The organism is Novosphingobium sp. ERW19 (assembly GCF_012641315.1).
GTDB lineage: Bacteria > Pseudomonadota > Alphaproteobacteria > Sphingomonadales > Sphingomonadaceae > Novosphingobium.
Genome location: NZ_JABAIC010000001.1, coordinates 333,085 through 349,895, shown reverse-complemented (window position 1 = coordinate 349,895; position 16,811 = coordinate 333,085). Strand labels below are relative to the sequence as shown.

Sequence of the window (16,811 nt, the reverse complement as noted above, 5' to 3'; positions counted from 1 at the left end):
CGCGCGTGACCTACACCGCGCGCATCCACAAGTCCGTCTCGGAAATCGCTGCCGAAGACTGGGATCGACTGGCGGGGCAGGGCAACCCTTTCGTATCCCACGCTTTCCTGAAGCTGCTGGAAGATTCGGGCTCGGTCGGTGGTCGCTCCGGCTGGTCACCGCTGCCGATCGTGATCGAGGGTGAGGGCGGACGACCCGCCGCCGCACTCCCCGCCTATCTCAAGAGCCACAGCCAGGGCGAATATGTATTCGACCATTCGTGGGCGGACGCCTGGACGCGGGCAGGGGGCAGCTACTACCCCAAGCTGCAGATCAGCGCTCCCTTCACCCCGGCTACCGGACCGCGCATGCTGCTGGGAGACCGCCCGGACCTTGCGATCCCGCTCCTGCGCGCAGCCGAGCAGCTGTGCGACAACAACGGCCTGTCCTCGGCTCACGCCACCTTCATCGAACCTGCCCAGTTGCCGCTTTTCGAGCAGGCGGGCTGGCTCCCACGCTCCGACATCCAGTTTCACTGGGAAAACCGCAACTACCAGAACTTCGCCGATTTCCTCGGCGCGCTCAGTTCCGAAAAGCGCAAGAACGTGCGCAAGGAACGCGCCCGAGCGCAGGATGGCGTCGAGATCCGCCAGCTGACTGGCGATGCTATCCGGCCCGAACACTGGGACGCCTTCTGGGTGTTCTATCAGGACACGGGCGCGCGCAAATGGGGCCGCCCCTATCTGACCCGCACTGCATTCGACCTGATCGGCCAGCGCATGGCCGACAAGGTTCTCCTCGTCCTCGCCTTTGATGGGGACGAACCGGTGGCCGGAGCACTCAACTTCATCGGCAGCGATGCGCTTTACGGCCGCTACTGGGGCGCGGTGGTGGAAAAGCCCTTCCTCCACTTCGAGTTATGCTACTATCAGGCGATCGACGCCGCCATCGCGCTCGGTCTGTCACGAGTGGAGGCAGGCGCGCAAGGTGGTCACAAGCTCGCAAGGGGTTACGAACCCGTGCGCACCTGGTCAGCCCACTACATCGCCGATCCCAACTTCCGCAGCGCGGTCGCCGACTTCCTCGAACGCGAACGCGCAGGCATCGCGCAGGACCAGATTTATCTGGGCGAAAGAACGCCGTTCAGGAAGGGGTGATTGGGCAGACTCAAGCCGCCGCCCGGCCACTCCGCAACCATTCGCGCGCGCGGCGCTGGGCTTCGGCGATCTCGCGCGCGGTCATCTCGTCGGCCACGTCTGCCCGGCACTGTGCGGCTTCGTCATGCCCACCGACGGCTGCAAGGTTGAACCACTTGTGCGCTTCGATCAGGTCGCAGTCCACGCCGTGGCTCCCGGTCGAATAGGCAACGCCCAGGTCGAACAGCGCGCTCGTGTCGCCTGAAGCTGCGGCTGCCAGGCACGTTGCCACCAGCATGTCGGCAATGTCGCGTGATTCGCCGATCGGCGCGCCTTCTTCAGCAACCAGCTTTATCCAGGCCTGCCCCATAACCTCTACCCCCTGAAAGGAAGGCCGAACCCCCGGTCTTCCGACAAGGCAAAGGTCAACGATCTTGGTCAACAAATGGTTAACGACGAAACGATTCCGTTTTCGGATGAAACAGTTTGGGAAAACCTTGTGTGCCTGCTCACCCTTCAGTCGTCATTAATGCATCATAGCCGCCTAAGTGCTTGTGCGCGTCACGGGCCAATCCTATAGGCGCGCCAAGACAAGAGCTTGCGCGCCTGACAAGGGAATGATGCAGGCCGGGAGGGGCGGATAGCTTGTTATGCGGAGGGCCGAATGGCTGGGGTCTTGAGTGACGAGATTGACGTTCTGGCAAAAGCGCGTCGTGCGATGCCGAGCGATTATGTTCCCAATGACGACGAACCCTACATGAATGAAGCCCAGCAGGACTGGTTTCGCCGCCTGCTGATGGAATGGAAGAAGTCGATCCTTTCCGCCGCGGCTGGTACGCTGACCGCACTTCAGGACGGACCGATCCGCGAACCCGACCTCAACGACCGCGCTTCGAGCGAGACCGACTGGGGTATCGAGCTGCGCACGCGCGATCGTCAGCGCAAGCTCATCGCCAAGATCGATTCCGCCATGCGCCGAATTGATGAAGGCGAATATGGTTACTGCGAAGTGACCGGTGAGCCCATCGGCCTTGGCCGCCTCATCGCCCGCCCGATCGCAACGATGACCGTTGAAGCACAGGAAGCGCATGAACGCAGGGAAAAAATTTCCCGCGACATGTGAGGCATGCGTCCCGGGCACGTCGTGTCCGGGACCATGACATTCAGGTTAACAAAGGGCGGCAGCAACTTCTTGTTTACCCTCGACGTTTAGGAAAGTTCTACGAATTTTGACTAGTTCGGTGCGTGCGGACCCACATGGGTTCACAGGCGTGGGTTTTCTCGAAGGAAGACGGGACCTTTGGTGACAGACATCGACCATCGGCAACTGGGGCGCGACAGCCTTTTCCTGATGGCCGAGGTGCGCCTTTCGGGCAGCGAGGCTGAACACCGCATCAAGGTTCGCAATCTTTCCGCAGGCGGCATGATGGCCGAAGGCGAGATGAAGGTGCTGCGCGGAACGCCGGTCCAGGTGAACCTGCGCAACATCGGTTGGGTCGAAGGGGTTGTCGCCTGGATCCAGGATAACCGCTTCGGCATTGCCTTTGTCGAGGAAGTCGATCCCAAACTCGCTCGTGCTCCCGTTGGCAACGGGCCTTCGACACCGCGTTTCGTGAAAGTTCCGATCGCGACCCAGACGGGGCCACTGCGCAAGATCTGACCTGCTGGACGCTGGCGCGCTGCTGCCTTAGGCTGACGCCATGATCCTGCGCTACGCTGTCATTACTGCCTTGGCCCTTGCGCTTGGCGCTTGCGGAAAGTCGCGGGAAGGCACCCTTGAAATCGCCGTGATGGGCAGCCCCTCGGCACTCAAGGAGTCCGGACAGCGCCTTTCGCCTGCCGCGCAACTCCTGCGTTCTGCCACGCACGAAGGCCTTGTCAGCTTTGACGAGCAGGGCCGCGTCGTGCCAGCGCTGGCGGACCGCTGGATCGTTACCGACAATGGGCAAAGCTACATTTTCCGCCTGCGCGACGGCACCTGGCCCGATGGCAAGCGCATTACCGCCGATGCTGCCGCCGCTGCCCTGCGCAAGACCATTGCCGGGTTGAAAGGCAGGGCGCTGGGGCTTGATCTCGCCGCGATCGACGAAGTGCGCGTGATGGCCGATCGCGTGATCGAGATTGATCTATCAGCGCCCGTTCCTGAATTGCTGATCCTGCTGGCCCAGCCTGAAATGGCGCTGCTTTGGCAGGGCAAGGGCACCGGGCCAATGACGAAGGGGCAGGACGAGGAAGGCGCCAGCACCTTTGCGCTCATCCCGCCCGAACAGCGGGGCTTGCCCAAGCAGCCCGACTTCGGCCGGCGCGCACGCAAGCTTGCGCTGACGTTCGCCCCGCCTGACAAGGCCGTGGCTCTCTTCAATGACGGCTATGCCGATGTCCTGCTCGGTGGGCGGATCGATACGCTGCCTCTCGCCGGCTCGATCGGGCTAACCCGAGGCAACGTCCAGCTTGATCCGGTCATCGGCCTGTTCGGCCTGATGGTCGATAGCACCCAGGGTTTTCTCGGCGCTTCTGCCAATCGCGAGGCGCTGGCCATGGCGATCGACCGGGAGGCGGTGATTGGCCGGTTCAATATCGGCGGCTGGCAGGGTACCACCCGCGTCGTCTCGCCCGATGTCGAGGACGATCTCGGCACGATTGGCGAACGCTGGCAGGGCATGTCCGTCGAGGAACGCCAGAGTCAGGCGGCCGCCCGTGTTTCTGCCTGGAAAGGTGCCGGCAGAAGCATCCCGACGCTCAACATCGCCATGCCGTCGGGGCCTGGCTCGGGACGGGTCTTTGACCAGTTGCAAAGCGATTTTGCTCGCATCGGCCTGTCGATCAGGCGCGTGGGTGAGCGGGACCGGGCAGACTTGCGCCTGGTTGACATCGCCGCGCGCTATGGCCGGGCCACGTGGTTCCTCAACCAGCTGTCATGCACCGTGCAAAAGGCAGTGTGCAGCCCCGTCGGAGACGAGCGCGTGGCCGAGGCCCGCAAGTCCATCGACTCAGCCACACGTGCGGCCTTGCTGGCCGAGGCAGAGGCTGAGATCACTGCGGCCAACGGTTTCATCCCGATTGCCCGGCCCTTGCGCTGGTCGATGGTTCGCAGCGGCACGTCGGGCTTTGCGGCGAATCCGTGGGGATGGCATCCCTTGCCGCCGATGGCATGGCTTCCCAGATAAAGGGCATGGACCACTCCGTTTCTGCCACCCGTCCCCAGCGCATTCGCCCGGAATTGCCGGGCATCGGCAACGATCCCGCCGCGGTGCGCCAGCGTATCGAAATGCTTGAGCGCGTGCTCGAACGCAGTTTCACCATCCCCGGCATTCGCCGCGATGTGGGCCTGGATGCGATTGCGGGTCTTGTCCCGATTCTGGGTGACGTGCTGACCGCCGCGATGGGCGCTTATATCGTATGGGAAGCGCGCAACCTTGGCCTGCCGAAATGGAAGCTGTGGCGCATGGGCGCGAATGTCGCGTTCGATACAGCACTCGGCGCCGTGCCGCTGGTGGGCGATGCCTTCGACTTGTTCTTCCGCTCGAACTCGCGCAATCTCAGGATCCTGCGCAAGCATCTCGACAAGCACCATCCCCAAAGCCGCGTGATCGAGGGGTGATTTGCGCCGGGTGTCGATTCTTGACGCGAATTTGAAACAATTGCCAAATGCTGGCGTTCACCCGCGGTTAGGCCGATAGCGCGCAGGCAATGGCAATGATGTTCAACCTTCAAGAGCGGGCGGCGGGAATCGGGCAGACAGCTGCCCGTCTTGCGATGTTGCGCAACGAAATCGCCAGGCGCGGCGCGCTGGCATTCCAGCCGCGTCCGGCTGACGCTCGTGGCCCGAAATGGCAGGCGCTGCTTGGCGAATTGCGCACGCCGGTGGAGCATTGGCAGGCGTCACGACAGGCCCCTGTGCCAAGCGAACCCGCCGCGCAACCGCGCGCCGTCATGCTGCTGCCGGGCTTCGGCACGCACCCCGTGCGCATGAAACCGCTCCGCCTTGCGCTGGAAGCCGCCGGGCACCGCGTCAGCGACTGGGGCCTCGGCTTCAACTTCGGCCCGACCGAGGACCGTTTCGAACGCCTGTGCGAGCGTGTCGTGGCGATGGCGCGCAAGGAAGGCGAGCCGTTGGTGCTGGTCGGCTGGAGCCTTGGCGGCCTGTTCGCGCGTGAGGTGGCCAAGCGCCATCCCGAAGCGGTGCGGCTGGTCATCACCATGGGCACGCCCTTTTCCGGAGACCGCCGCGCCAACAACGCCTGGCGCGCCTACCAGTTGATTGCGGGCCATTCGGTGGACGAACCGCCCATCGGCCGCGACATGGCAACCAAGCCGCCAGTGCCGACTGTCGCGCTGTGGAGCCCCCGCGACGGCATTATCGCACCCCGCTCCGCCTGTGGTCGCAAGGGCGAGCGAGATCTCGCAATTCCAATGCGTTGCACGCACCTCGCCTTCGCCGCGCATCCCGATGTGGCGGCGATGCTGAAGCGGTTGGTGGCAGTCCATTGTGGCATTGCAAAGTCGCCGGAATACCGAAGTGAATTGACTGTAAGCTGACGCTGTTTGACAAGAAGCGGTGTCCGACCGTTTTGCAGACTTGTCGCCGTTCATTGCCATCATCTGGATCACGTTTGTGATTGCAGTTTCGGTTCTCTACCGGAGAAGGGCTGGCAAACCTGTCTTTCCCCAAGTTCCAGAAGATGCTTTGTTTGCGGAGCATTGGGCGTCGGGCATGTTCGCGTCAAACTGCCTTCTTGTTGCGATCACTCCAAACAGTATCTCGGTGGTTCCAAGGTTTCCGTTCAATCTCATGTTCCTGCCGGAAATCTATAGACTGGAAAGGATAATCCCAACTGCCAGTGTCTCCGCCGTTTGGCGGATAAAGGGAATTGTTGGAAACAATGTGGCATTCACCTACGGACCGGATCAAAGAACCCTGAGACTGCGTTTGAGTAAGCCCGACAAGTTCATGGAAACCTTGCGCCCGCTCGTGCCACCTACCGCCAGCTGGCGCGTGAGTTAGCGAAAAGAGAAGTCAAGCCGCCTCCACCTCCACGGCGATGCCGCTCAGCGCGGCGTTGCCTGACAGCGGGTCGACTTCGTTCAGGGTGATGTCGTTGACGCTGACGCCGGGTTTGCCGAGGGCATTGGCCATGGCGACGCCGGGGAGGGCGTGGCCCCAGCCGTGGGGGATGGAGACGGTGCCGGGCATCATGTCGTCGGTGACTTCAGCAGAAAGGCTTATTTCTCCGGCACTTGAGCGGACCTTGACGGTGGCGCCATCAGCGATGCCGCGGCGTTCTGCGTCGGCTGGATTGATCATCACCGTGCAGCGGTCGGGGCCCTTGATGAGGCGGTGACTGTTGGCGAGCCAGGAGTTGTTGGTGCGCAAGTGGCGTCTTCCGATAAGTCTCAGAGAACTAACGGAATCATCATTTTCGGGGATTTCCAACTCTTCGAGGCAAACCATGAACTCTGGTATGGCACAGGCCACACTCTTCGAGGCAGAGCGCAGGCGGGCAGGTAACTGACCGGTGGGCGGTGGACCCAGATCGATGCCCGAAGGCGAGGCTTCTATCTGTTGGAGAGTGAGGGCGTAGGGCCCGGTTTGGAGAAGTCCGTCAAGCGCCTCGCGCGGGGTGGGCGCTTGCACCGATTCACCGCTGATCGCGCTGGCGAGGCCGCGTAGGATTTCCCAATCGTGCAGGGTGCCTTCGGCTTGCGGCAAGGTCGGCGGCGAATAGACCGCAATGGTGCGCGCGGCCATGGGCAGGAGGAACAGGCCGTAGTGGTCGCGCTCCAGCGGGCCGGTGGGGGGCAGGATGTAGTGGGCGTGGGCGCTGGTGGCGTTGCGGTAGATGTCGATCGAGACCATCAAGTCCAGCGAATCCAAGGCCTTGGCGAGGCGGGAGCCATTGGGCGTGGACAGGACCGGGTTTCCGGCGACAACGAACAGCGCCTTGATCTGCCCTTCGCCCGGCGTCTCGATCTCCTCGGCCATGGCGGCGGCGGGAAATTCGCCGAGGACCGAGCGGTGGCCGGAGACGCGCGAGGTGTGCTTGCCGATGGAGCCGGGCGGGAGGACGCTGACGGTGTCCACCGCTGGCCGCCCGAACACCCAGCCGCCCTCGCGATCGAGCTGGCCGGACGCTATGTTAATCAATGAGATAAGCCAGGCGTTCAGTGTTCCATGTGGCTGCGTCGCCACGCCCATGCGCCCGTAGAGCGCGGCGGGGCCGGCGGCGAAGCGGTCAGCCAGGCGCTCGATTTCAGGCAAGGGGATGCCGCAGGCCGTGGCGCAGGCCTCGCTGTCGAAGCGTTGCAGCAGGGCGCCGACTTCATCGAGGCCGGTGACGAAATCCTGCACCGGGCGGTTTGGCTTGCGCGCCATGACCGCTTGCAACAGCGCGATCAGGAAGAAGACGTCGGTGGCCGGTCGGATGAACAGGTGCCTGTCAGCGATCTTCGCGGTCTCGGTCTGGCGCGGGTCGATGACGACCAGTTGGCCACCACGGGCTCGCAAGTCCCTCATGCGATTGCGGAAATCGGGGACAGTCCACAGCGAACCGTTCGACGCCATCGGATTGCCGCCGAGAATGACCAGCGTCTGCGTGCGGTCCGCGTCGGGAATGGGGAACATGCTGGCGTGGCCCCACAGGCGCAGATTGGCGACCTGATGCGGCATCTGGTCGACCGTGCTGGCCGAGAACTTGTTCCGCGTGCGCAGCGCCTTTTCGAGAAAGCCGATGTTGAGCGCGTTGCCATAGGAGTGCGCGTTGGGATTGCCGACGTAGACCGCCGTGCTGTCAGGATCGCGGGCAAGGATGGCGCGGGTCTTATCACCGATCTCGGCAAAGGCCTGTTCGAAGCTGATTTCGTGCCAGTCCGACCCGATGCGCTTCAAGGGTTTGCGCAAGCGGTCAGGGTCTTCCTGCAGGTCTTGCAGGGCAGTGCCCTTGGGACAGATATGCCCGCGCGATAATGGGTTGTCGGGATCGCCCTTGATCGAAAGGACCTTGCCCGCATCGACCTCGACCAGCACGCCGCAGTTGGCTTCGCAGATGTGGCAGGTGCGCTTGTGGACCTGTGGCATCGCCGTTCTCCCGAACTTTTAGTTGAGCGATTAAGTCTCATTCCACGCGCGCCGAAGCAAGCGGAATTGCTTGCCGGATTCTTCGCCGCATTGCTGCAGCCAGTGCGCATCAACTTTATTTCGCAGTGCAGCATTGGCGCGCTTGGCAAAGCGGATTCGTTGTGCAAGCTTGGGGCTCAGACGGGATGAGCCTATGAAAACAACCTCGCCCTCGTCGTATGACGAGATGCTCAACGCCGATGGATCGGTGCGGTCAGCCTACGCTGGATATTGCCAGTGGTATGACGAGCAGCCGCCGGACCTTTTGAGGCGCAAGGGCAGCGAGGCCGAGGCCTTCTTCCGTCGCACCGGGATCACTTTCAACGTCTATGGCAACGAGGACGCGGAAGAGCGCCTCATTCCCTTCGACATGGTGCCGCGGATCATCACCGCGCAGCAATGGCGCAAGCTGTCGCGCGGGATCGAGCAGCGGGTGCGGGCGCTCAACGCATTTCTGCATGACCTGTATCACCGGCAGGAGATCGTGCGGTCGGGCAGGCTTCCGGCGCGCCTGCTCAAGGGCAATGTGGCGTTCCTGCCCGAGATGGTCGGCTTCACGCCGCCCGGCGGGGTCTACACTCACATCGTCGGCATCGACCTGGTCCGTACCGGCGAGGACGAGTTCATGGTGCTGGAGGACAATGCCCGCACCCCGTCCGGGGTCTCCTACATGCTGGAGAACCGCGAGACGATGATGGCGATGTTCCCGGAACTGTTCACCCGCGTGCGGGTGCGCGAGGTTTCGGACTACCCGCGCCGCCTTGCCCGCAGCCTTGCCGCCTGCGCGCCGCCAGCGTGCGATGGCAAGAAGCCGGTGGTGGCAGTGCTGACGCCGGGGATCTACAATTCCGCCTACTTCGAACATGCCTTCCTGGCCGACCAGATGGGGGCGGAACTGGTCGAGGGCAGCGACCTGCGCGTGGAAAACGGGCGCATCGCGATGCGGACCACTTGCGGATACGAGCCGATCGACGTGCTCTATCGCCGGGTGGATGACGAATATCTCGATCCGCTGACGTTCAATCCCAATTCGGTGCTCGGCGTATCGGGCATCATGGACGTCTATCGCGCGGGCGGGATCACGATTGCCAATGCGCCGGGGACGGGGATCTGCGACGACAAGGCAATCTATTCGTTCATGCCCGAGATCGTCGAGTTCTACACCGGCGAGAAGCCGATCCTGCAGAACGTGCCGACCTGGCGCTGTGCCGAGCCGGAATCGCTGAAGTACGTGCTCGACAATCTGGCGGAGCTGGTGGTCAAGGAAGTGCACGGTTCGGGCGGCTATGGCATGCTGATCGGGCCGACCTCTTCGCGCAAGGAACTGGCGGCGTTCGAGGCGAAGCTGCGCGCCAAGCCCGAGAACTACATCGCGCAGCCGACGCTTTCGCTTTCGACTGTGCCGATCCTGACCAAGGCCGGGCTGGCACCACGCCATGTCGACTTGCGGCCCTTCGTGCTGGTCAGCCCCAACGGCATCGACATCACGCCGGGCGGCCTGACGCGGGTGGCGCTGAAGAAGGGTTCGCTGGTGGTCAATTCGTCGCAAGGCGGCGGGACCAAGGACAGCTGGGTACTGGACGACTGATGTTAGGTAGATCCGCAAACGGCATTTTCTGGCTGTTCCGCTACCTCGAGCGCGCGGAGAACATCTCGCGCCTGATCGAGGCGGGGTTCCGCATGGCGCTGACCCGCGACGCTTCCGATGCTTCGGACGAGTGGCGCTCGCTGATCGTGACGCTGGGGCTGCGGCCGGGCTACGAGGCGCGATACGGCCCCGAGTACACCGGCAGCCACGTGTTCAACTACATCCTGCGCGACAAGGACAATCCCGGCAGCGTGCTGGCGATGACCGAGATGGCCCGGACCAACGCGCGCATGGTGCGAGGCGGCATTACGCGCGAGGTGTGGGAATCGGTCAACGACGGCTGGATGAAGCTCAAGGAAGCGCTGGCGCGACCGGTCACGGAGACGCGGCTGGGCGATGTGCTCGATCTTGTCCGGCGGCAGTCGACGCAAGTGCGCGGGGCCATGGAAGGCACCATGCTGCGCAACGAGATCTACAACTTCGCGCGGCTGGGCAGCTTCATCGAGCGGGCGGACAACACCGCGCGCATCCTCGACGTGAAATACTATGTGCTGCTGCCCTCGATATCCTATGTCGGGTCGAGCCTCGACAATGTGCAGTGGGAAAACGTGCTGCGCTCTGTGGCGGGCGAGCGGGCCTATCGCTGGCTCAATGCCGGGCGGATGGACCCGCGCGGCATTGCCGAGTTCCTGATCCTCGACGGACGTTTCCCGCGCAGCCTGGCATTCTGTTATTCCAAGCTGCGATCAAACCTCGCCAGCCTGGCGCGGGAGTATGGCAGTGAGATGCACTGCCATGAAATCCTGCGCGATGCCGATTGCCAATTCCATCAGGCGACGATCGATGCGATCTTCGAGCAGGGCCTGCACGAGTTCATCGGCACGTTCATTCGCAACAACACCACGCTGGCGATGCAGATCCAGCGCGATTATCGCTTCATCGACTAGGGTTCCATGCGCCTCGCCATCGATCATACCACGCATTACGTGTTCACGGGACCGGTCAGCCGGGGCCTGCAGAGGCTGCGGTTGAAGCCCAAGACTTCTGCCGGGCAGCGCGTGCTTGAATGGCGGATGTCGTTCGAAGGGGCGCAGCTGCAGTGCGAATACGATGATGCCCATTGCAATCATGTGGCGTTGATCTCGTTCGATCCGGGCGTGCAGGAAGTGACGATTCGTTGCGAAGGCCTTGTGGCCACCAACGATGAGGCCGGGATCATGGGCAAGCATTCGGGCTTCGTGCCGATGTGGCAATTTCTCGAGCCGACCGACCTGACCAAGGTTGGCCCCCGCATCCGCTCGCTGGTTTCGGCGTTGTCGCAGGAGGGGAACACGCTTGCCACGCTGCATGCCCTCTCCGCGCTGATCCGCGAGCGGGTGGCCTATTCGACCGGGCACACCAATGCCGAAACGACGGCCGAGAGTGCGCTCGCGGCGGGACGGGGCGTGTGCCAGGATCATGCGCACGTGTTCATCGGCGCGGCGCGGTCGCTGGGGATACCGGCGCGCTATGTCAGTGGTTACCTGATGATGAATGACCGGATCGAGCAGGACGCCGGCCACGCCTGGGCGGAGGCGCATGTCGAAGGGCTGGGCTGGGTCGGCTTTGACGTGTCCAACGGCATCAGCCCCGATGCCCGCTATGTCCGCGTGGCGACCGGTCGCGACTATCAGGATGCAGCCCCCATCACCGGTATAAGATACGGTGCGCTGGACGAAACGATGCATGTGAAGCTTGCCGTGGAACAGCAGCGTGTGGAACAATAGACCACACGTTATTAGGCTGGGACAGGGCAAGATCGGGGCAAGGCGATGACGTATTGCGTGGGGATGATCCTCGACAAGGGCCTGGTGATGATGAGCGACACCCGGACCAATTCGGGCGTCGACAACATATCCGTGTTCCGGAAAATGCATCATTGGTCCGTGCCGGGCGAACGCCAGATCACGATCATGACCGCTGGCAACCTGGCGACGACGCAGGCCGTCATCTCGCAGCTTGAGGAGCGCAACAAGGCGCCAAGCGATCGGCGGCCTTCGATCCTCGAAGCGCCGACCATGTTTCAGGTGGCGACGCTTGTCGGCAATCTCCTGCGCAACGTGATCGAGGGGCGGCAGGACAACGGGATGAAGTCGGAGGGGCCGCGCTTCACGGCATCGATGATCGTGGCCGGGCAGATCCAGGACATGGAGCCGCGGCTGTTCATGATCTATCCGGAGGGCAACTTCATCGAGGCCAGCTTCGATACGCCGTTCTTCCAGATCGGGGAGACCAAGTACGGCCGCCCGATCCTGCTGCGCGGCTATGACCGGACGATGAGCTTCGAGGATGCGGTGAAGCTGCTGATGGTCTCGTTCGACTCGACGGTGGCCGCCAATCTTTCGGTCGGGCTGCCGTTCGACCTGCTGGTGATGGAGCGTGACCGCTTCGAGCCGCTGCACCAGCGCCGAATTCTGGCGAGCGATCCTTACTTCAAATCGATCTCGTCGAGCTGGAGCGAGGCACTGCGCCAGGCCTTCCATTCGCTGCCGGACTACACGTTCAAAGCGGACGAGGGCTGATTCCGGAACAGCGATACGAAAAAACTGATTCGAGAATACCGATTCGAAACGAGGCGTTCCTGGTTAATGGCGGTTTTTCAAGATGCTCATAAGTGATGGAACTGCTTGCGAAAAACCGGCGAATTTTGTGTCCTGCATCACATTTTTTGGTTAACCTCGCCCTAAATGGTCCGTTCCGGAAGCGTTCATCCTAAGGAAAAACCTTTATAGCAGGCCGATGAACGTCAGTTCTGGTTCATTACGAAGCTAACCCAAGTGGCAAAGTCAAAAAATCAGGCGCTTAATGAGCGTCATGGTTGATCGTGTCACACTTCATATCCTCGATGGGGATTCCGCTCGTAGGGCGCAATTGGCCCGGCTTGCTTTCGCTGCCGGCCATCACGCCGAGATATACGCCAATGCCGAGGAGCTGCTGGCGCATGCGCCTTCCGGCGGCCTTGTCCTGGCCCAGGATGAGCCGGTGGGAGAAGGCATCCCGCGGCTCATTTCGGTGATGATGCAGGCGGGCCACTGGCTGCCGGTCATCGCAATCGCCGAACCGCCGCAGACTGCCGCGGTCGTCCGTGCCATCAAGGCCGGTGCGCTTGATTATCTCGCCATGCCGACGCAGATCGGCCCCCTGAATGAAGCCGTCGCCCGCGCCAGCCGCGAAGCCGAAGCCTACCGCGCCCAGCGCGCCCGTGCCGCCGAAGCGCGTCAGCGCATTGCCCGCCTTTCCCTGCGTGAACGTGAAGTCCTCGATCGCCTTGCCGAAGGGCAGAGCAACAAGGCGATCGCGCGCGAGCTCGACATCAGCCCGCGCACCGTGGAAATCCATCGCATGAAGATGATGGGCAAGCTTGGCGCCCGCCATGCCGCCGAAGCCGTCCGCCTGCGGATCGAGGCGACCGGACTGGACGACGTCGCCGCCTGACGCAACTTGGCACGATTGACCGGAACGCGAAGGGCGGGGGGCAACCTCCGCCCTTTGCTTATGCGCGTCGGCGATCTAGGGTCAGGACCCTAGCGGCAGAAGGATTTGAGGCCCCCCGGTTCAAGATGCAGATGATCGCGGTGGGCGGCGTTGTAATCCGGGGTCAGAACGGTGCCGAAGCGCTTGCAGGCGCTGTCGCGGATCGTGCGCAGGAAGGCCCGGACTTGCGGCGATGGCGAGTTCCAGTCGTTGACGATGCTGATGCGGCGACCATCGGCGAGTCGAAATGCGGCAATGTCGATCGCATTGGCAGTTGCGTGGGCTGACAGGCGGCTGGTGCCCGCGACGTTGCGGCAGGAATAGCTGCCCATCGTCTCGATCCGTTGCAGCGGGCTGCCGAGGATCTGGCGCGCAGCGCGGTCAACGCCGAAACGCGCCCAACCTTGCAGCGCGGTGGCTGCCGGGCAGGAGACGGGACCAAGATTGGTGACGTTGAGCAGGCCATTGTCGGCCTGCAGGGATTCAAGCCGAACGGTGCCAAGGGTCGAGCAGCCCGCGCCGTAATATTGATCAGAGAGCGGGGTGAAACGCGCTTGCGCGGCGCCAAGATTGGCAAGGCACGCCCGCGTCTGCGGGGACTGGCTGAGCGAAGCCCCAGTGCTTCCGCGCGACGGCTTGCGCACCGGCTGGTCGGGCGAACCGATGCACCCGGCAAGCGTGGCGGTCAGCGATAGGGCGATGAGAGCGCGCCGGACCATGCAGCGGACGATACCGGCAATCGCCTCGCTTGCACAGCACGCAGACGCACGGACTGTCGCATCGGGAGCATAGACCGGGGGAGCATGGGCTGGGAGGAAATGGTGGGCGCTGACGGGCTCGAACCGCCGACCCTCTCGGTGTAAACGAGATGCTCTACCAACTGAGCTAAGCGCCCCTCTTGCGAGGTGGGGCGCTATTGCGCGGATTCGCCGGCAAGGTCAATGGGGTGCGGGGATGAAGATCGAGCAAGCGTGGTGACGGCAGCTTTGTCTGCCGCCACCACGCTTCGTTCAAGATGTCAGAACCTGGCGCGCAGGCCGGCATAGATCGCCCGGCGCTCAACCGGATAGTAGATTGCCGAGGTGCCACTGGCGGTGATGACGGCGGCGATGTCGCCCACGGCCTTCTTGCTGGTGATGTTGCGCAGATCGGCGAAGAGGTCGATACCGCTGGTCAGCGAGGCTCCTGCGCTTACGCCGAGCAGGGCATAGCCGGGCGCGCGCACGGTATTGCGATAATCCGCAAAGGCGCCCTGCGGCACCCATTCCAGGCTGGGTGCGATATGCAGGGCATCGCCGCCAAGCCTGACTTCGCTGCGCAGGACATGGCGTGGCACGACGGGGAGGCGGTTGTTCGCAAACTGGATATCGCCGCGGAAGCGGAAGTCCGAATATTGCCAGATCTGGCGAAGGCGCAGCCAATCAGCCGGCTGCCATGAGAGACCGGCCTCGACGCCCTGATGGCGCGTGCGCCCTGCGTTGAACGTGGCGGCGGGAATGCCGACGTTGGCATCCGGTGTGTATTGCAGCATCTCGCCGGTAAGGTCGGCGCGATAGAGCGATATGTCCCATTCCAGGGTGCCGAGGCGGCCACGAGTTCCCAGTTCTGCCGTCCAGGCGCGCTGTGGGCGCACAGGGACGAACGCGGCTTGCTGGGCGAGCTCGACAAAGGTCGGAAACTCGGCCGAGCGGCTGTAGTTGGCATAGACCTGAACCCCGGCGGCCGGAGTCCACAGGGCACCGAAGCGGGGGGAGAAGGCATCGAAGGCAGCGTTGCCTGTCACCGTGGACGGCAGTTCGCGGACCTGTCGACGCGCGCCGTTGGCATAGATGCCCCCGGCAATCAGCGTCAGGCTCTCTGCGGGGGAGACCCGCAGTTCGCCATAGGCAGTGGACGTGCGCGCGCGCTGCAGTGCGCGGAAGGTGAGCGCGCCGCGCTTGCCGCCGTTGTTGATGAACTGGCGGGCGCGGGTCGTGCCCCACCGGGATTCGCCGCCCAAAGTGAGCGAAACGATTCCCGCCTCCCATTCGGCACGGGCGAAGAGGCCCCGATCGTCCGACTTCTGGTCGATCACCATGAAGATCGGGTGATCGAGCTGCTTGATGTTGTAGAAGCCGCCAAAGGTGAGCTGCAGGGTTCCGAGGCTGATGGCGGTGCGGTTCTGCAGGCGCAGGGAATCGATGTTGCGTTCCTGATCGCCAGTGAAGTTGCCCTTCTGCGGCGTGGCCAGGGCATCGACGAAGGAGAGTGCGCCGGGCAGTTCTTGCCGGATATGGTTGGCGGTGACGTAAAAGCGGGTGCTGAGGTTTTCGGCCAGAGCCAGACCGACGTTGCCATTGAAGCGCAACGAGCGGCGATTGGCGTGCTGACGGTCACCATCGTGGCGTTCGGCGCTAATTCCGGCCCAGGCGTTTGCCGCGCTATCGCCGAAGCCTGCGGAAACGAGGCCGCGCGCAAGGCCGAACGAGCCTCCATCGACGCGGGCGTACAGCCCATGCGCCTTGTCGCCGCGCGGCGTGACACCATTGATTGCGCCGCCCAGGGTTCCCGAACCGAAGCGGAGAGCATTGGCGCCGCGATAGACCTCGAGATGATCGAGGAAGATCGGCTCAAGCTCCTGGAAATCGCCGTTGTCGTCGGCGAGATTTATCGGCACACCGTCCTGAAGCAGCGTCAGTCCGCGCATGTGGAAGCTGCGTGAAAGGCCCGATCCGCGGATGGAAATGCGGACCTCCTGCCCGAAGCGCGGCTGGGCGTAGACGCCGGGCGAAAAGGCCAGCGCATCGCGCAGGGAGACCACGGTGCGGTCGGCGAAGTCTTCGTAAGTGACGACATCGGTTCCGCCTGGGGTCTGCGTGGCCTGTTGTTCGGCGAGGGAGGCATCGTTCTGGCCGATGACGACGATCGCCGCGCCTTCGGCGGCGGCGTCTTCGGCGTGGGCAGGAGTGGCGAGCGAGAAGGCCATGGCCAGCGGGGCCACGGCAAGTATGCGGGTAGTCATGCGGAGAACGCTTTCGATCGCGTCTGGGTTCAGACGGCGGGCAGAGTGACCGGTTCGGTCAGGCTATCGAGGTGGCGATTTCCGAGGGCGGGCCGCACGGGGGCGGCAGGATGCGGCGCGATGGCGCAAGGCGCGGCATCGCGATGGCGAGGAAGCCCAGCCCCAGCACGAATGCCAGCGCAAGGGCGAGCTGGATCGGATCGGCTCCGCCTAGAAGAGCGGCACCGTGGCCAGCGAAAGTGCAGGGCTTGTGATCCTTGGCGGCGGTTTCCTTCGCGCCTTGCGGGACGGTGACCTGAACGGACGAGCGCGCACCGGTGCTGTCGGCACAGACCAGAATGGTAATCGCGCGCGAGGTGCCGCTGACCATGTAGCCTTGCGGGATCACGGCCTTCATGGCGAGCGCCAGCGCGACCAGCAGCACTGCCAGATGGCGATTATGCAGCAGGAATGTGCGCAGGCCCCTCATGGCGCCCGCCC

17 protein-coding genes and 1 tRNA gene are annotated in these 16,811 nt (G+C 63.4%); 12 read left to right on the top strand and 6 right to left on the bottom strand.

The window, feature by feature from the left end:
* Positions 1-5: 5 nt before the first annotated feature.
* The gene (locus HGI46_RS01745) at positions 6-1,136 is read left to right on the top strand and encodes a GNAT family N-acetyltransferase (RefSeq protein WP_168902846.1); all 1,131 of its coding nucleotides are present in this window, start codon (positions 6-8) and stop codon (positions 1,134-1,136) included.
* A gap of 10 nt (positions 1,137-1,146) precedes the next feature.
* On the opposite strand, the gene HGI46_RS01740 is transcribed toward HGI46_RS01745, so the two are convergent.
* Entirely contained in the window at positions 1,147-1,485 is a 339-nt protein-coding gene (locus HGI46_RS01740; protein ID WP_168902845.1) for a sel1 repeat family protein, read from the bottom strand.
* Between the two features lie 294 nt (positions 1,486-1,779).
* Here HGI46_RS01740 and dksA point away from each other — a divergent pair, with 294 nt between their 5' ends.
* The 6 genes from dksA to HGI46_RS01710 all read left to right on the top strand — a co-directional run bounded on the left by dksA (position 1,780) and on the right by HGI46_RS01710 (position 6,120).
* The gene (gene dksA / locus HGI46_RS01735) at positions 1,780-2,238 is read left to right on the top strand and encodes an RNA polymerase-binding protein DksA (protein WP_039332497.1); all 459 of its coding nucleotides are present in this window, start codon (positions 1,780-1,782) and stop codon (positions 2,236-2,238) included.
* 180 nt (positions 2,239-2,418) lie between these two features.
* The gene (locus tag HGI46_RS01730) at positions 2,419-2,775 is read left to right on the top strand and encodes a PilZ domain-containing protein (protein WP_346766657.1); all 357 of its coding nucleotides are present in this window, start codon (positions 2,419-2,421) and stop codon (positions 2,773-2,775) included.
* A 40-nt stretch (positions 2,776-2,815) separates the two neighbouring features.
* Positions 2,816-4,282, top strand: coding sequence for an ABC transporter substrate-binding protein (locus HGI46_RS01725; RefSeq protein WP_168902844.1), 1,467 nt, complete (start codon positions 2,816-2,818; stop codon positions 4,280-4,282).
* Between the two features lie 5 nt (positions 4,283-4,287).
* The gene (locus HGI46_RS01720) at positions 4,288-4,716 is read left to right on the top strand and encodes a DUF4112 domain-containing protein (protein ID WP_118074508.1); all 429 of its coding nucleotides are present in this window, start codon (positions 4,288-4,290) and stop codon (positions 4,714-4,716) included.
* A gap of 98 nt (positions 4,717-4,814) precedes the next feature.
* Positions 4,815-5,654, top strand: a complete 840-nt coding sequence (locus HGI46_RS01715) for an alpha/beta fold hydrolase (protein ID WP_168903105.1) — start codon at positions 4,815-4,817, stop codon at positions 5,652-5,654.
* Between the two features lie 19 nt (positions 5,655-5,673).
* Entirely contained in the window at positions 5,674-6,120 is a 447-nt protein-coding gene (locus HGI46_RS01710; protein ID WP_168902843.1) for a hypothetical protein, read from the top strand.
* A gap of 12 nt (positions 6,121-6,132) precedes the next feature.
* On the opposite strand, the gene HGI46_RS01705 is transcribed toward HGI46_RS01710, so the two are convergent.
* Positions 6,133-8,190, bottom strand: a complete 2,058-nt coding sequence (locus HGI46_RS01705; RefSeq protein WP_168902842.1) for a molybdopterin oxidoreductase family protein — start codon at positions 8,188-8,190, stop codon at positions 6,133-6,135.
* Positions 8,191-8,383: 193 nt separating this feature from the next.
* Here HGI46_RS01705 and HGI46_RS01700 point away from each other — a divergent pair, with 193 nt between their 5' ends.
* From HGI46_RS01700 to HGI46_RS01680, 5 genes are all read left to right on the top strand, one after another.
* On the top strand, positions 8,384-9,817 hold the full coding sequence (locus tag HGI46_RS01700; RefSeq protein WP_168902841.1) for a circularly permuted type 2 ATP-grasp protein: 1,434 nt from the start codon (positions 8,384-8,386) through the stop codon (positions 9,815-9,817).
* The gene (locus tag HGI46_RS01695; RefSeq protein ID WP_118072304.1) at positions 9,817-10,764 is read left to right on the top strand and encodes an alpha-E domain-containing protein; all 948 of its coding nucleotides are present in this window, start codon (positions 9,817-9,819) and stop codon (positions 10,762-10,764) included. Before HGI46_RS01700 ends, HGI46_RS01695 begins: the two co-directional genes overlap by 1 nt.
* 6 nt (positions 10,765-10,770) lie before the next feature.
* A complete protein-coding gene (locus tag HGI46_RS01690; protein ID WP_168902840.1) occupies positions 10,771-11,583 on the top strand; it encodes a transglutaminase family protein in 813 nt (270 codons plus the stop codon).
* A 45-nt stretch (positions 11,584-11,628) separates the two neighbouring features.
* Complete coding sequence (locus tag HGI46_RS01685; RefSeq protein ID WP_118072303.1) at positions 11,629-12,378, top strand: proteasome-type protease; 750 nt, start codon at positions 11,629-11,631, stop codon at positions 12,376-12,378.
* Positions 12,379-12,670: 292 nt separating this feature from the next.
* Positions 12,671-13,291 carry a LuxR C-terminal-related transcriptional regulator gene (locus HGI46_RS01680; RefSeq protein ID WP_039332870.1) on the top strand — a complete coding sequence of 207 codons (621 nt, stop codon included), beginning with the start codon at positions 12,671-12,673 and terminating at the stop codon, positions 13,289-13,291.
* Between the two features lie 89 nt (positions 13,292-13,380).
* Here HGI46_RS01680 and HGI46_RS01675 read toward each other — a convergent pair whose 3' ends face one another.
* The 4 genes from HGI46_RS01675 to HGI46_RS01660 all read right to left on the bottom strand — a co-directional run bounded on the left by HGI46_RS01675 (position 13,381) and on the right by HGI46_RS01660 (position 16,800).
* A complete protein-coding gene (locus HGI46_RS01675; protein ID WP_168902839.1) occupies positions 13,381-14,049 on the bottom strand; it encodes an extensin family protein in 669 nt (222 codons plus the stop codon).
* A 100-nt stretch (positions 14,050-14,149) separates the two neighbouring features.
* Positions 14,150-14,225 (bottom strand) — tRNA-Val (locus tag HGI46_RS01670).
* A 123-nt stretch (positions 14,226-14,348) separates the two neighbouring features.
* Positions 14,349-16,331 carry a TonB-dependent receptor gene (locus tag HGI46_RS01665; RefSeq protein ID WP_168902838.1) on the bottom strand — a complete coding sequence of 661 codons (1,983 nt, stop codon included), beginning with the start codon at positions 16,329-16,331 and terminating at the stop codon, positions 14,349-14,351.
* Positions 16,332-16,389: 58 nt separating this feature from the next.
* Positions 16,390-16,800 carry a hypothetical protein gene (locus HGI46_RS01660; RefSeq protein ID WP_168902837.1) on the bottom strand — a complete coding sequence of 137 codons (411 nt, stop codon included), beginning with the start codon at positions 16,798-16,800 and terminating at the stop codon, positions 16,390-16,392.
* Positions 16,801-16,811 lie beyond the last annotated feature (11 nt).

Bases quoted from the DNA above. Each gene is read 5' to 3' on its own strand.
- HGI46_RS01705 (WP_168902842.1), bottom strand. From the start codon at position 8,190: ATGCCACAGGTCCACAAGCGCACCTGCCACATCTGCGAAGCCAACTGC.
- dksA (WP_039332497.1), top strand. From the start codon at position 1,780: ATGGCTGGGGTCTTGAGTGACGAGATTGACGTTCTGGCAAAAGCGCGT.
- HGI46_RS01695 (WP_118072304.1), top strand. From the start codon at position 9,817: ATGTTAGGTAGATCCGCAAACGGCATTTTCTGGCTGTTCCGCTACCTC.
- HGI46_RS01725 (WP_168902844.1), top strand. From the start codon at position 2,816: ATGATCCTGCGCTACGCTGTCATTACTGCCTTGGCCCTTGCGCTTGGC.
- HGI46_RS01740 (WP_168902845.1), bottom strand. From the start codon at position 1,485: ATGGGGCAGGCCTGGATAAAGCTGGTTGCTGAAGAAGGCGCGCCGATC.
- HGI46_RS01715 (WP_168903105.1), top strand. From the start codon at position 4,815: ATGTTCAACCTTCAAGAGCGGGCGGCGGGAATCGGGCAGACAGCTGCC.
- HGI46_RS01680 (WP_039332870.1), top strand. From the start codon at position 12,671: ATGGTTGATCGTGTCACACTTCATATCCTCGATGGGGATTCCGCTCGT.
- HGI46_RS01720 (WP_118074508.1), top strand. From the start codon at position 4,288: ATGGACCACTCCGTTTCTGCCACCCGTCCCCAGCGCATTCGCCCGGAA.
- HGI46_RS01690 (WP_168902840.1), top strand. From the start codon at position 10,771: ATGCGCCTCGCCATCGATCATACCACGCATTACGTGTTCACGGGACCG.
- HGI46_RS01660 (WP_168902837.1), bottom strand. From the start codon at position 16,800: ATGAGGGGCCTGCGCACATTCCTGCTGCATAATCGCCATCTGGCAGTG.
- HGI46_RS01675 (WP_168902839.1), bottom strand. From the start codon at position 14,049: ATGGTCCGGCGCGCTCTCATCGCCCTATCGCTGACCGCCACGCTTGCC.
- HGI46_RS01685 (WP_118072303.1), top strand. From the start codon at position 11,629: ATGACGTATTGCGTGGGGATGATCCTCGACAAGGGCCTGGTGATGATG.
- HGI46_RS01665 (WP_168902838.1), bottom strand. From the start codon at position 16,331: ATGACTACCCGCATACTTGCCGTGGCCCCGCTGGCCATGGCCTTCTCG.
- HGI46_RS01700 (WP_168902841.1), top strand. From the start codon at position 8,384: ATGAAAACAACCTCGCCCTCGTCGTATGACGAGATGCTCAACGCCGAT.